General features: G+C 34.6%; 12 protein-coding genes. 5 read left to right on the top strand and 7 right to left on the bottom strand.

Annotated features, from left to right (window positions below):
• Positions 1–58: 58 nt before the first annotated feature.
• The 4 genes from MQX03_RS09395 to MQX03_RS09380 form a co-directional block, all read right to left on the bottom strand.
• Positions 59–667, bottom strand: coding sequence for a hypothetical protein (locus tag MQX03_RS09395; RefSeq protein ID WP_242802711.1), 609 nt, complete (start codon positions 665–667; stop codon positions 59–61).
• Positions 657–1166: an RNA polymerase sigma factor gene (locus MQX03_RS09390; protein WP_242802710.1), complete on the bottom strand. Its 510-nt coding sequence runs from the start codon at positions 1164–1166 to the stop codon at positions 657–659. The genes MQX03_RS09395 and MQX03_RS09390 overlap by 11 nt, the downstream gene beginning before the upstream one ends.
• Before the next feature lie 25 nt (positions 1167–1191).
• A complete protein-coding gene (locus MQX03_RS09385; RefSeq protein ID WP_242802709.1) occupies positions 1192–2061 on the bottom strand; it encodes a TraB/GumN family protein in 870 nt (289 codons plus the stop codon).
• Positions 2062–2216: 155 nt separating this feature from the next.
• Positions 2217–3119, bottom strand: a complete 903-nt coding sequence (locus MQX03_RS09380) for a DUF4349 domain-containing protein (protein ID WP_242802708.1) — start codon at positions 3117–3119, stop codon at positions 2217–2219.
• Between the two features lie 203 nt (positions 3120–3322).
• On the opposite strand from MQX03_RS09380, the gene MQX03_RS09375 reads away from it, so the two are divergent.
• On the top strand, positions 3323–4681 hold the full coding sequence (locus MQX03_RS09375; protein WP_129535711.1) for an acyl-CoA dehydrogenase family protein: 1359 nt from the start codon (positions 3323–3325) through the stop codon (positions 4679–4681).
• A 92-nt stretch (positions 4682–4773) separates the two neighbouring features.
• Here MQX03_RS09375 and MQX03_RS09370 read toward each other — a convergent pair whose 3' ends face one another.
• Positions 4774–5151, bottom strand: a complete 378-nt coding sequence (locus MQX03_RS09370) for a MauE/DoxX family redox-associated membrane protein (RefSeq protein ID WP_242802707.1) — start codon at positions 5149–5151, stop codon at positions 4774–4776.
• A 151-nt stretch (positions 5152–5302) separates the two neighbouring features.
• Between MQX03_RS09370 and MQX03_RS09365 the strand changes: the two genes are divergently transcribed.
• Positions 5303–5458, top strand: coding sequence for a bacteriocin-like protein (locus tag MQX03_RS09365; RefSeq protein WP_242802706.1), 156 nt, complete (start codon positions 5303–5305; stop codon positions 5456–5458).
• Between the two features lie 80 nt (positions 5459–5538).
• Here the strand turns inward: MQX03_RS09365 and MQX03_RS09360 are convergent, their stop codons facing one another.
• Positions 5539–6651, bottom strand: coding sequence for an AI-2E family transporter (locus MQX03_RS09360; protein WP_242802705.1), 1113 nt, complete (start codon positions 6649–6651; stop codon positions 5539–5541).
• A gap of 71 nt (positions 6652–6722) precedes the next feature.
• Positions 6723–9128, bottom strand: a complete 2406-nt coding sequence (gene lon / locus MQX03_RS09355) for an endopeptidase La (RefSeq protein WP_242802704.1) — start codon at positions 9126–9128, stop codon at positions 6723–6725.
• Positions 9129–9384: 256 nt separating this feature from the next.
• On the opposite strand from lon, the gene MQX03_RS09350 reads away from it, so the two are divergent.
• The 3 genes from MQX03_RS09350 to MQX03_RS09340 all read left to right on the top strand — a co-directional run bounded on the left by MQX03_RS09350 (position 9385) and on the right by MQX03_RS09340 (position 13948).
• A complete protein-coding gene (locus MQX03_RS09350; protein WP_242802703.1) occupies positions 9385–11526 on the top strand; it encodes a peptidylprolyl isomerase in 2142 nt (713 codons plus the stop codon).
• Positions 11527–11653: 127 nt separating this feature from the next.
• Positions 11654–12604: an MlaD family protein gene (locus MQX03_RS09345; RefSeq protein WP_229982830.1), complete on the top strand. Its 951-nt coding sequence runs from the start codon at positions 11654–11656 to the stop codon at positions 12602–12604.
• Between the two features lie 9 nt (positions 12605–12613).
• On the top strand, positions 12614–13948 hold the full coding sequence (locus tag MQX03_RS09340; RefSeq protein WP_242802702.1) for a (Fe-S)-binding protein: 1335 nt from the start codon (positions 12614–12616) through the stop codon (positions 13946–13948).
• The last annotated feature ends 76 nt before the right edge of the window (positions 13949–14024 follow it).

The raw sequence follows: 14024 nt of genomic DNA, 5'->3' as shown, positions 1-14024 counted from the left end.
AAAACAAACCCCAGATTAAGTCTGAGGTTTCATGGTTATTATTTTTTGAATTATGAAATTATTCGTCTATTTCGTTCAGTATATTTTCGAGTTGTTTGGCACTTTTTCCATAGAAATATTTTGTCCATAAAACAATGCCTGCTACAACTGCCATAGTTCCTATGAGAACGCTCAGGATCAAAACCTGCTGATAATGGGTTGACATATTTTCTAAAGACTCTCCTTTTTTCTCCAACATATTATAAAGCACTAGTCCTAATGTGATCATAAAGTGAGGAAGAAGAAGGAACCCGAAAGATTGGTATCTTTCCATGTTTAGTTTCAATTCATGATATATTTTCCAGAGGCTGTTTTGGGTATTTCCGGTATACAGTTCGGTCTGCTTATAAAATTTATAAAATCCGAAAAAGTAATAAGAAGATATTACCACAAGCATTGCGTAAGAGGTATAATAAATAACATGTTGTGAGGCAGGGAAATCTAATTGTTGTGGAAAGAATCCGAGAAGAATAATGGCAATAATCTGAAATGGAAATTCCATTTTCATACTTTTTTGGATCTTTTCTATAGGATGTTTGCTCTTTTTTAACTGTTCTATATTGTTGGGAATGTTGACGCTATCGGCGTCTTCGTTATTCCATTGTTCTTTTAATTGATCAAAATTCATAGCCTGATTTTTTTATGATTTGCTGTATTTTTTCTTTGGTTCTGTTAAGCTTTACACGGGCATTACCTTCACTAAGTCCTAAGTTGTCCCCGATTTCTTTATGTGACATACCTTCCATGAAATAAAATATAACGGCTTTTTCTAGAGCTTTAAGTTCTTGGACGGCAGTGTAAAAAACTTCCAGCTGCTTGTCTTTAGTAGGATTGTAATCTTCATGCTGGACTTCAAAATGATTGGGAACATCTGTGTGATTATTTGTACGCCTTTTTTCTTTTTTTAAATAAGTAATTGCGGTGTTAATGGCTACGCGGTACATCCACGTTGAAAATTCACTGTTACCTTTGAAATTCTGATAAGATTTCCAAAGTTGAATAAGGATTTCCTGCTGCAGATCTTCCCGGTCTTCCAAAGAATCCGCATAGATTCGTGAGGCCTTATACAAAATACCTTTGTGTTTGTTGACGAGACTTAAAAAAGCGGTTTCAGTTGGATTGCTCACGATGATTTCATGGTTTGGTTATGTGTTAAAGGCTTGAAATTGGTTTCAGAGTGTATCCTTTAGATTTTAAAAGTTGGATAACTCCGTTTTTACCCATAAGATGAGCGCCTCCTACGGCAAAGAACGAACTTTCTTTTTTCATCATTTCTGGCATTTTTTCTGCCCAGTTATTATTTCTGTCCGTAAGCATGGCTTTTTCCTGTTTGGCATTCATTATTTTGTCATTCTTAAAGAGTGTGTAAAGAGATTTTATATCTTCTTTTTTAAATGCAACGATCATTTCCTTAAGTAGGATTTCATATTCCTTTCCCATTTTTAATTGTTGAATGACTGCTTTCAAATCATAAGCTTTATTAATGGAGGTCATCTGATCTTCTACTTTTTCAAGCCCGAAGACTTTCTTTTTAATTTTCAACGCATTTTTGAGAAGTTCTATTTCATACAGTTTTACTTCAGTTTGTGGACACGGTATAGCTTTCATCGAAATCAATGCATACAATGCCTGTGAGCTGGAATTGTCCATCTTCGTCAAATCTGTTCCGTAATCGGCAAGGATCTTATCTAGTTCCTTTGCTTCCGCAGGAGTAAGCTGATCTGATAGTTTTTTATCCGTCTGATACATTTTCTGCATCGCTGTCATTTCAGCAGGATCGGTATAATTAATCTCCATTACAAATTGATCAGATTTTTCAAGAGCTTTTATAACTTTTGACTTTATCTCAAAATCCTGACTACACATAATATGGAATGTTCCTGCAATATAAGATGGTTTTGTGAGTCCATTTCCTGAAACTTCCCAAAGTGTACTGTTTTCGAGGTTCGTATTCTGAGCTTTTGATGTTGTGAAAGTTGCTGATAATAATACTGCGAACCCAAGTTTTACTAAATTTTTCATATGATTAAGGTTTTAATTTTTTATTCTTTAAACAGTAGGTAAGTGCAGTATTATAATCGTTACAGTTTTTTTTGAAAAAAATAAAAAACCTCCTGAAATGGAGGTTTGAAAATCTAAAATTATGTTGATAACCATTACGGTTAGGATAGTTTTAATTAAATCTGATCAGGCTTTTTAAAATATTTTCTTTTTTTCAACAAATAAATAATTGCTGCTGCGATCAATAAAATTGGCCAAATGGTGATTAATCCCACCGCAATTCTCTGAATTAAATAAAAACCTTCCACAAAAGCATTTTTTGCATCGTAAAAGAAATTAAATTTATATTTGTTGTCAATGTTTTTTGAGTTGGTTACGGCAATTTCTGCAATGCGAAGATTTGGCTCTTTTATATAAATTTCAATAGTGCTGTACTTTAAATTGTCGGTTACATCAAGATTTGCAAGCTGTTGCTGGTTTTCTTCAGACATATTCTCGTCGCTCATTTTCACTTTATCTTTTGTGGTTTTAAGCTCAGAAATATTTTCACCGGTTTTCTTGATCCTTTTTCCTTCCAATTCTGCATATTTAATACTTGAAGTCACATCTTCGGCATTGATAATTCTTGAATTCAGGAACAATTTTTTATCATTAATTAGGGTTAAAAGTTCGCCCAATTTTGAAGTGGGAACTCTTACCTGCATAGAATTTTCAGTCTGATGTTTTTTCACAAGCATTGCGTCTTCATCGGAAGTATTATAAGTTTCCTCTGAAATTACTCTGCTTTGTAAATTGCTGTGGGTAACAAATCCGCCAAGTTCCTGTACTGATTTCTCAATCGAAATAGTTGCATCATAAACATCTTTTACCTCCATGTTTACATTGGCTGTTTTGATAAATTGTTTGTCTTTTACGGACATCGTTGCAACTGACGAAACACTATCAGAAATATTTATCAAAGCAGAATCTGCTGCTACAGACATTTCATAATCACTCGTTGTTGCTTCACCTTTTTTACAAGAATAAATTCCTGATAAAATTGCAGTTGCAATGGTTAATCTGATGTAAATCGTTTTCATAGTATTGATTTTTTAATGTTTTGCTTACTTCAAAGTTGAGAACGAAACTTTTGTAATGTTTGAAAATAGGAAGTAAAAAATTTGTAAATAAAATATTCAGTTTAAATTATTGTAAATCAGTGTTTTGTAAAATAGTAAAGTCTGTGTCTATGGTATTTCGGATTGATTTTTGCTTAAATTTTACAAATCAAACCAAAATCAATATGTCTAATACTTTTTCCAAAATCAGAAATGCCATAGAATTATTTAAATCAATCGACTTTGATCAGTTAGGCGAAATTTCACAAAAAGTAAATCTTCCCAAACTCATGGAAAATTTTTCCAAACTGGACGATAAACAGTTAAGTGGAATGATGAAAATGCTTGACCCGAATAAAAAGAAGAAAGAACTTCCGCCGATTGACGGTGATTTCTACGATATTTATCACACTTTGACGCCAGAACAAAGAGAAGTTCAGCTTAAAGTAAGAGCGTTTATGGAAAAAGAAGTGAAACCTTTAGTTAATCATTATTGGCTGAGAGACGAATTTCCTCATGAATTAATTCCTAAATTCCAAAAATTAGATATTTGTGGAGTAACATATGAAGGTTACGGTTGCAAAGGAATGCCCTTTCTGATGGAAGGTGTTATAGCGATGGAAATGGCAAGAGTCGATGCTTCAATTGCCACCTTTTTTGGAGTACAATCTGGCTTGTCGATGGGCTCAATTTACATTTGTGGTTCAGAAGAACAAAAACAAAAATGGCTTCCTCAAATGCAGAAGTTCGAGAAAATTGGTGCGTTTGGATTAACAGAACCTGAAGTTGGTTCAGGAGCAGCAGGTGGTCTAACGGTGACATGTAAAAAAACTCCGGATGGCTGGATCTTAAATGGTCAAAAAAAATGGATCGGAAACGCAACGTTTGCTGATTTAATTATTATTTGGGCAAGAGATTTAGATGATGGTGAAGTAAAAGGTTTTATCGTTGAAAAAGACAATCCCGGATATTCTGTTGAGAAAATCAAAGGGAAAATGGCTTTGAGAATCGTTCAAAATGGTTTGATTACTTTGAAAGATTGTATTGTAACAGAAGATAATCGTTTACAAAATGCTAATTCCTTCAAAGACACGGCAAAAGTTTTGAGAATGACAAGAGCTGGCGTTGCTTGGATGGCGACAGGTTGTGCAAGAGGAGCTTATGAAAGCGCATTAGATTATACAAGAACAAGAGAACAATTCGGAAAACCGATTGCCTCGTTCCAAATGATTCAGGGACATTTAGTAGAAATGCTTTCTAACTTAACGGCAATGCAGACCATGGTTTTCAGGCTTTCGGAAATGCAGGACGAGGGAATTTTAAAAGACGAGCACGCTTCTTTAGCCAAAGTTTTCTGCACCATGCGAACCCGAGATATTGTCTCAAGAGCACGAGAAGTTTTAGGCGGAAACGGAATTTTGCTTGAATATGATGTAGCAAGGTTTGTCGCTGACGCAGAAGCAATTTACTCTTACGAAGGAACAAAAGAGATCAATTCACTGATTGTCGGTAGGTCAATTACTGGCTTCAGCGCATTCGTTTAATATATTTGAATGATCAATTGTGAATCTTTTTCTGCAAGTGAATTTTAAAAAATTTGCAAGTGAAACGGATTCACAATTGATCATTTACTTTTTCAGCTAATTAGAGCTTTATATTTATCTTTATTATCGATAATCATCCAAAGATTGATAAGAAACAGTACTCCGGCGATTGACATTCCTGTTGTGGATTTGTCGATTGTGAAAACGTGCAGAATAATTCCAACCATTATCGGTAAAATCACGATTGCTCCTAAAGCTCTTGTTTTTGGGAAGATAAATAATAAGCCACCAATAACTTCTACAGCTCCCACTAACGGCATCAGCCAATGTAATTTATTGAAAGCATCGAAAACTTTCATTTGTTCGGGTGTAAATTCGGGCATGGGCATGTAGTGAAGAAACTTGTCTAATCCGGCATTGAAGAACATCAGCCCAAAAAGAAGACAGATAATAAATTTTACGATTTTCATGATGTTGATTTTTATCAAATTTAAATAAAATTAGTTTTTCATTTGAAATTTTTAAATAAATCCTTTTTTATTCTCTTTTTAGAGAAATAATTATATTTTATATTCTTATATTTTATATATTTGTTTTACAAATCAAACTAAACAAATAATTATGTTGAAAAACCTTAAAAAATTAGAGCGTTCGAATCTAAAAACGATTAAAGGAGGAGATGATCCTAATATTGGTTACTGTCCTGATAGCGGAACCTATATTCCTTGCGATCAACTTTGTCCGAATAGAAGAAATCCTCTTTGTGCTCTTGGATAAAAAACAGAAAGCCCTTCAATTTGGAGGGCTTTATTATTTTAAGGTAAATTACTCATTACCTGTTGCTTATTGCCAGTAAATTAATCCATTTCCTTTAATGTGATGTTTTTGGAAATCTTATAGCTTTTCTTTTTCTTGTTAGGTTTTTCATCTTCGCCTAAAAGCTTGCCCCAAGGTTGCAACCCATCCACTCTTTCGAAAATAATTTTAATGATTGCAATCGCAGGAATACACAAAAACATTCCTGAAATTCCCCAAAGATGTTCACCTAAAAGAATACCGATGAAAGAAAATAAAGCATTGATTTTTACTTTTGAGCCCACTACAAAAGGAAGAACGATATTTCCGTCAATTGCATGAACGATGACGTAGCCGATGGCAACATAAACACATGTAGAAACAGTTCCCGTTGCAAAAGCGATGAAACATGAAATTAATAATGAAATACAAATTCCGATGTAGGGGATAACGTTTAATAATCCTGTTAAAACGCCTAATAAAATGGCATATTTTACGCCCAAAATAGTTAGAACAATTGTTGTGAGAACAGAAACGATAATCACCTGAAGACACAATCCTATGATATATCTTTTTGTCATAATTCTTACCTCAGAAACAACTTCTTGAACGCTCGATTTGTGCTTTTCATTGAAAACATTGACAATGAAATTATTTAGAATTCTTCTGTAATTTAAGATGAAAATAAAGAATAAGATGAAAAAAGCTAAAAATCCCAAACTTGAAGAAAAAATTCCAAAAGTAAATCCTAAAATCACTCCGGATGAAGACAGAAGCTTGCTTAAGCCTTGATCCAAATAGTCAAGTTGTTCATCAATTTTCACATTAAAAGTATGAGAGACCCACGTCTGGAGATTATGGAAAACCAGATTAAACTGCTTCGTTAGATGCGGAACATCACGGCTAAAACTTGAAATTTGCGAACCGAAGAAAAAGATCATTCCTGTCAAAATAACCAACATCATCATCACCGAAATAATAGTGGAAATTGATCTTGGAAATCTTAGTTTCTTTTCTAAAAAATTAGCAATCGGCAAAAAAAGCATCGCCATCAAAAACGCCAGAAAGAAAGGAGCTAAAATGCTTTGCCCTAACTTAATAAGGTAGCCGATTCCGATAATAGAAACAACGGCGAGTGCGAGTTTTAGAAGAAAGGGTAGTTTAAAAAGGTTCATGAGGATTTTTTTCTACACATAACAAAAACCTCACCGTTTACGATGAGGTTATAAATTTATTAATAAAAATTTTATTTTTCGATAGCAAGTTCAAGAACTTCAGTCATCCAATTCACGTAGTTTACTTTCAGATTTTTCAGATAATCCTGCTTTATTTCTTCCACATCTTTTCTGTTGGCTTCGCAGAGAATCACTTCTTTAATTCCTGCTCTTGTTGCAGCGAGAAGTTTTTCTTTAATTCCGCCTACAGGAAGCACTTTTCCTCTTAAAGTAATTTCACCCGTCATTGCCAGATGAGGTCTCACTTTTTTATTTCTGAATGTAGAAACCATAGAAGTCAGCATTGCGATTCCGGCAGAAGGTCCGTCTTTTGGGGTTGCGCCTTCCGGAACGTGAACGTGAATGTTTTTCTTTTCTAAATCATCTTCGGTAATTCCTAAATCTTCGTGTTTAGCTTTAATGTATTCCAAAGCAATTGTAGCAGATTCTTTCATTACTGTTCCCAGATTTCCGGTCATCGTAAGATTTCCTTTTCCGTTGCTGGTAATGCTTTCAATAAATAAAATGTCACCTCCAACGCTCGTCCAAGCCAATCCGGTTACTACACCTGGAACGTCTGTTAATTCAGACAAGCTTTTCGGTCTTGGGACACCTAAAATTTCATCTACTTTTTCGACAGATATTTTAGCATCATATTCTTTCATCATAGCGGTTTGCAGGGCAACCCAACGAGCAATTCCTGCAATTCTTTTTTCTAAAGATCTGACACCGCTTTCCGAAGTATGTGCTTCAATAATATGTTTCAATTCAGGATTTCCCAATTTGAAAGATTTTGCCGTCAAACCGTTTTCTTCCTGTTGCTTTTTAATTAAATGTCTCTTGGCGATCTCAATCTTTTCCTCCAAAGTATAACCTGCAATCTGAATGATTTCCATTCTGTCCAAAAGCGGGGTTTGTATGGTTGAAAGTGAGTTTGCCGTCGCCAAAAACATGACTTTAGACAAATCATAACCCATTTCAAGGAAATTATCGTAGAAAGCATTATTCTGCTCAGGATCAAGAACTTCAAGTAACGCCGAACTCGGGTCGCCGTGCATTCCTTTTCCTACTTTATCAATTTCATCTAAAACAATCACAGGATTTGATGTCCCTGATTTTTTGATGGATTGAAGAATTCTTCCTGCCATCGCACCGATGTAGGTTTTTCTGTGTCCGCGGATTTCGCTTTCGTCATGAAGTCCGCCCAAAGAAACACGTACATATTTTCTTCCCAAAGCATCGGCAACCGACTTTCCAAGAGAGGTTTTACCAACTCCCGGAGGCCCTACCAATAATAAAATTGGGGATTTCATATTGTTTTTTAATTTCAAAACAGCCATGTGTTCCAAAATTCTTTTCTTAATATCTTCTAAACCGAAATGTGCTTTATCTAAAACTTTTTCAGCTTTTTCTATATCGAAAGTGTCTTTGGTAAAGGTTTCCCAAGGAAGATCTGTGAAGAAATCCAAGTAATTTCTCTGAACATTGTAATCGGGAGAATTTGGGTTTTGTCTCTGTAATCTTCCAATTTCTTTTTGGAAATGCTCTTCAACTTCAGGTTTCCACTTTTTTTCGCTTCCTTTTTTTAATAAATCTTCTACATCGCTTTCCGGACCGCCACCTAACTCATCCTGAATGGTTCTGATCTGTTGGTTCAGGAAATATTCTCTCTGCTGCTTGTCAAGATCTTTTGAAGTTTTCTGATGAATCTGATTTCTCAGTTCCAGTTTTCTGAAATCTTCATGCATCATTTCGTAGCACTTGTTGGCTCTTTCCATCAGGCTTTTTTCCTCAAGCAATTTTTGTTTTTCTGCGTAAGGGAAACTAGCATTAGTGCAGATGAAGTTTAATAAATCATCATTGCTGTTGATGTTTTTTATCGCAAAATTAGCTGCATTGGGAATGTTGGGATCCAGCTCAATGATTTTTAAGGCTAAATCTTTTACATTTTCCAGTAACGCTTCGTATTCTTCCTTATTTTTTGGTTTCGAATCTTTTAGTCTTGTAATTTCAGCTTTAAAATAAGGTTTGCTGCCTGTGATTTTTTTTATTTTAAATCTGTGGAAACCTTTAGTGATGGCAGTAACGTTTCCTTCAGGAAGTTTAATGATCTTAATGATTTTGGCTAAAGTACCAATCTGGTAAAAATCTTTTTCCGTAGGCTGCTCAATATCAGAGTTTTTCTGGCTTACGATTCCAATGAAATCGCCGTTCTGCTGAGCTTCTTCAAGAAGTTGAATGGAGGTTTTTCTTCCTGCTGTAATTGGGATGACCACATTCGGGAACATTACCATATTTCTTACAGGAAGTATCGGGAAAATAATCTGTTCAGAGTTTTTTGCGCTTTCGTCAATATCAGAAAGATTGATCTCTTCGGCTACAATATCAAATCCGTCGCCCAAGATTTCATCAAAATTTATATCTTCAAATTCTGTCATAATAAGTTAAATGACAAATTGTCATTTATAGTTTTAATCGTTAAAGGATAAAATCAAAATATGTTGAGCATAGCTTTACATATAATGTGTACGTAATTTTCACAATACTTATGCCATTTGTTTTTTGATAAAAAATACGGTCAAAATTTCCATATTATGCGATATTAAATTTTAAAAATTAAAAAACCATCTTATATTTCTGTAATTTCTTAAAAATGTGTATTTTCGCACACTGATATAAAACTATATTTATAAAATGGCAATTTTAGGACAGATTAGGAGTAGACCTTGGCTTTTGATGGGAATGATCGCATTGGCGCTATTGGCGTTTTTGGTAAACCCAGAAAGTCTCGATAAAGTTTTTGGAAAAAATCCTGATATTTTAGGAAAAGTAAATGGTGAGAAGATTACCCGTGAGGAGTATAACGACCAGCTTTTCGTATTACAGCAGCAGGCTGAGCAACAGCAACAACCAAAAACCGGACTTGAAGAGCAGGCTTGGCAATTGCTTGTGCAATCAAAATTGGTAAAGCAGCAATTTGAAAAAATGGGATTTGAAATGACAGACGATTTGTTCTGGAACCAAATTCAGTTTGATCAGATGTTTGCTCAAAATCAACAGCTTTTTGACGAAAAAGGTAATTTCAAGCTTCAGGAATTGAAGAAAGAGATTGAAACTCTACAAAATACAAACCCTGAAGGATATGCTCAGTGGTTGAAAACCAAAAAAACAATCGAATACAGAATCATGGCAAGACAAGTGTTTGCTAATATTTCTACAGGTATTACGACTGGTAAAAAAGAGGCTGAGGAATTAATGAAAGAAAGAGATCAGTTAGCTGATATCGATTTTGTAAAAGTTGATTACGCTTCTTATCTTCAAAAAAATAAAATCAAAGTTACTACTGAAGATTTAAAGAAATACATCGACCAGCATCCTGTAATGTTCAAAACTGAGCCTAGCAGAAACTTGGGAATTGTATTTTTCCCTTCACAGCCAAGCCCGGCAGATGATGCAGCGGTATTGAAAGATATTACCAAAGTATTCTCTGTAGGTACAGACGAAAGCGGCGGAAAAGAGAACTTCATGAATACTACAAACGATTCTATGTTTGTCATGGCAAATTCTGATATTCCTTTTAATAATCAATATGTTCCGGTTAACCAAATGCCTCAAGGTTTACAAGGTAAATTGGAAACTGCTGCGATTGGTCAGACTTTCGGTCCTTACAAAGAGCAAAACTTATATGTTGTTTCTAAATTAGTAGACAAAAAAGCTTCAGATTCTACTTTATCTAAGCACATCTTGATTGCTTACAAAGGAGCTGAAAGATCTACTGCTACAAGAACAAAAGAACAAGCGAAGAAAATTGCTGATAGTTTAATGGCAGCAATCAAAGGAAATCCTGCGAAATTTGCAGAAGGTCTTAAATTGTCTGATGAACCAAACGCTGTTGAAAGAAATGGTAGCGTGGGTTGGACGACTCCTCAAAGTCAGTTTGCACCTCAATATTTGTCTTTCTTAGCAAATAACGCTAAAGGTTCTACAGGTCTTACTGAGACAAGTTTTGGTTACCATATCATCAACGTAGAAGATAAAAAAGCAGGAACAATGGGTTACAAAGTCGCTCACCTGGTAAAAACAATCAAGCCTTCTGATGCTACAGAAGCTACAGTTGATAAAAATGCAAGAAGATTCATTCAGCAAATTCAAGGGAAGTCATTCAATGATTTTGTGAACATTGCTAAAAAATCAAACTATCAATACTCGAATGCAAAATCTGCGAAGAGATTTGACGGTCAGTTACAAGGTTTAGGAACTGATAAAGATGCTGAAATCATCACTTGGGCATTTGATAAGAAAAGAGAAAAAGGAGATACAGAATTCTTTACTGTAGAAGGAACAGGAGATAAAGTAGTTGTCTACTTAAACGGAAAACAAGAAAAAGGTCTTGCTGATCCTGAATCTGTGAGAGATCAGATCGAAACTGTTGTTATGAATAAATTGGCAGCAAAACAAATCTCAGATAAGATTGGTAAAGCGACAAGTTTAGATCAGGTTGCTAAAACTTTTGCTACTACTAAACAATCTGCACAGGTTAATTTACTAAACCCATCAGTTGCAGGAGCAATGGAGCCTAAAGTTGCGGGTGCTGCATTCGGAGTTAAAAAGGGAGCAATTTCTAACGCTATCGAAGGTGGAACTGGAGTTTATGTTTTAGTTAAAAAGAACGAAACAATCAACAAACAAGCAGGAGATGCTAAACAATTTACAGAATCTGTTACACAGAGAAATGCAGGAATGTTTGGTCAGGCTTGGTTGAAGAGTTTACAAGATAACGCAGACATCGATGATTATAGAATCGAGATCTGGAGCAAGCTTGGAAATCAACAATAAGATATCCAAAATCAACAATATTAAAAGTGGCAGAGTTTTTGCCACTTTTTTTGTGTTTAACCCATAGCGATACAGAAAAACATTAATTTAAATGTACTATATTTGCTTATTAGAAAAAATATAAAAAGTGAAGTTCAGTAAAGAAATAAAAGCTGGTCTAATAGCGATTTTAGCTGTAGTCGGCTTTGTCGTTTTGTTCCAATTCATGAAAGGCAGAAGCCTTTTTACTACCGACAATATATTTTATGCTAAATACGATAACGTTGAGGGGCTTACGCAGTCTTCACCGGTTTCTATCAATGGTTTAAAAGTAGGGCAGGTGGACAAGATTATACCACAAACATCAAAGGATGGTAAAATTCATTTTATCGTTAAAATTACCGTTGATGATAACTTTCAATTTTCGAAAAATTCAAATTTGGAGATTTTTGAACCGAGTTTGATGGGTGGTAAAGAAATGAGAGTGAACTTGTTTTACGGAGGTCCTACTGCAAAAGATGGTGACACTTTAAAAGGTGCTTTCAAACTAGGAATGATGAATAGTCTTTCTTCTCAGGTTGGTCCGGTAAAAGATCAGTTACAAACTGTTTTGCATAGAGTAGATTCTTTGATGGTGAATGCCAACCAAGTGATGAACGAGCAGAACAGAGAGGAGATTAAAATTTTACTTCACAATCTAAATAAAACAGTTGGTGCTTTAGAAACTACAGCAGGAAGTGTCAACAAATTAGTTGGAAATAATGATCCTAAACTTCAAAAAGTTCTTGATGAGGCGAGTCTTACCATGAAAAGTGGTAAAGTTACTTTAGATAAATATGGTAATTTAGCTGAGAGCATTGATACTCAAAAATTGAATGCTACAATTGCTAATTTAGATAATACTGTTGGGCAATTAAATAAAGTTGTTTCCGGGATTGACAGAGGTGAAGGAAGTTTAGGGAAAATCATGAAAGACGATCAGTTATACAATAATCTGAATGCTGCTTCCACAAACTTAAATGCTCTTATTGAAGATTTAAAAGCTAATCCTAAGAAGTACGTTAATTTCTCAGTATTTGGTAAGAACAGTAAAGACTAATTCATCATTATGCAATATCTTGACAATATTATTTTTCTGATTCTATTAGTTGCAGGTTTTGGGTTATTCGGAAAAAGCCTTTTTAAGATTTATAGAAATATCAGATTAGGAAGAGAAATCAACCGCAGCGACAGAAAACCTGAACGTTGGGAGACAATGGCTCGTGTAGCGACGGGTCAGAGTAGAATGGTGAAAAGGCCTGTTGCGGGCATTCTTCACCTTTTTGTATATGTAGGTTTTGTTATTATTAATATCGAATTAATTGAAATTATTGTTGACGGAGTCTTCGGAACACATAGATTTTTAGCCACTATTTTGGGACATACTTTCTATAATATTTTTACAGCAACTTTAGAAGTTTTAGCAATACTTGTAATCATTGGTGTTGTATTGTTTTTCATTCGAAGAAATTTGTACGGAGTTAAGCGATTAACGATGAAAGAACTTTTCGGATGGCCAAAGAATGATGCCAACTGGATCTTGATTATTGAGTTTGCCTTGATGGTTGCTTTCTTTAGTATGAATTCTTCAGACTTCATCTTACAACAGAGAGGAGTTTTAGCAGAACATGGTAGTTTTCCTATCAGTCAAATTACTTTAGTTCCATTTCTAGAAATTTTCAGTTTCGATAGTGGGTTTTTAGTTTTTGTTGAAAGATTTGCATGGTGGTTTCACTTTGTGGGTATTTTGTTCTTCATGAACTATCTTTATTATTCTAAACATTTACACATCATTTTAGCTTTTCCAAGTACTTGGTACGCCAATTTAGATTTGTATGGAAAATTTAATAATTTAGATTCTGTTACTGCAGAAATCAAATTAATGATGGATCCAAATGCAGATCCTTACGCAGCTCCGGCAGAAGGTGATGTTGCAGAAGCTCCTTCAAAATTTGGTGCTGAGGATGTTTTTGATTTAAATCAGGTTCAATTATTAAATGCCTATTCTTGTACAGAATGTGGTCGTTGTACTTCTGTTTGTCCTGCAAATATTACGGGTAAAAAACTGTCTCCAAGATTGATTTTAATGAAAACCAGAGATCGTCTGGAAGAAGTTGGAAGAAATATTGATAAAAACGGAAAGTTTGAAGATGACGGCAAGAAATTGCTGAACGATTATATCACAAAAGAAGAACTTTGGGCTTGTACTACTTGTAATGCTTGTACTGAGGCTTGTCCGGTATTGCTTGATCCACTTTCTATCATTTTCGAAATGAGAAGATTCTTAGTAATGGAACAGTCTGCGGCTCCACAAGAGTTAAATCTGATGATGACCAACGTAGAAAACAATGCTGCACCATGGCAATATAATCAGGCAGATCGTCTGAATTGGGCAAATGATTAATTATTTGTAAAAAAAATTAATTAATTTATTTTCTGAAAATTTAATTCAAATTAATACAAAATACATTTTATAACAA

Source organism: Chryseobacterium aahli, assembly GCF_022699665.1.
GTDB lineage: Bacteria > Bacteroidota > Bacteroidia > Flavobacteriales > Weeksellaceae > Chryseobacterium > Chryseobacterium aahli.
This window is presented reverse-complemented; position numbering and strand designations above follow the sequence as displayed.

What these genes read in the sequence shown, in the direction of transcription:
- MQX03_RS09395 (WP_242802711.1), bottom strand. Translation starts at nt 667, where the DNA reads ATGAATTTTGATCAATTAAAAGAACAATGGAATAACGAAGACGCCGAT.
- MQX03_RS09385 (WP_242802709.1), bottom strand. Translation starts at nt 2,061, where the DNA reads ATGAAAAATTTAGTAAAACTTGGGTTCGCAGTATTATTATCAGCAACT.
- MQX03_RS09375 (WP_129535711.1), top strand. Translation starts at nt 3,323, where the DNA reads ATGTCTAATACTTTTTCCAAAATCAGAAATGCCATAGAATTATTTAAA.
- lon (WP_242802704.1), bottom strand. Translation starts at nt 9,128, where the DNA reads ATGACAGAATTTGAAGATATAAATTTTGATGAAATCTTGGGCGACGGA.
- MQX03_RS09365 (WP_242802706.1), top strand. Translation starts at nt 5,303, where the DNA reads ATGTTGAAAAACCTTAAAAAATTAGAGCGTTCGAATCTAAAAACGATT.
- MQX03_RS09380 (WP_242802708.1), bottom strand. Translation starts at nt 3,119, where the DNA reads ATGAAAACGATTTACATCAGATTAACCATTGCAACTGCAATTTTATCA.
- MQX03_RS09370 (WP_242802707.1), bottom strand. Translation starts at nt 5,151, where the DNA reads ATGAAAATCGTAAAATTTATTATCTGTCTTCTTTTTGGGCTGATGTTC.
- MQX03_RS09360 (WP_242802705.1), bottom strand. Translation starts at nt 6,651, where the DNA reads ATGAACCTTTTTAAACTACCCTTTCTTCTAAAACTCGCACTCGCCGTT.
- MQX03_RS09350 (WP_242802703.1), top strand. Translation starts at nt 9,385, where the DNA reads ATGGCAATTTTAGGACAGATTAGGAGTAGACCTTGGCTTTTGATGGGA.
- MQX03_RS09340 (WP_242802702.1), top strand. Translation starts at nt 12,614, where the DNA reads ATGCAATATCTTGACAATATTATTTTTCTGATTCTATTAGTTGCAGGT.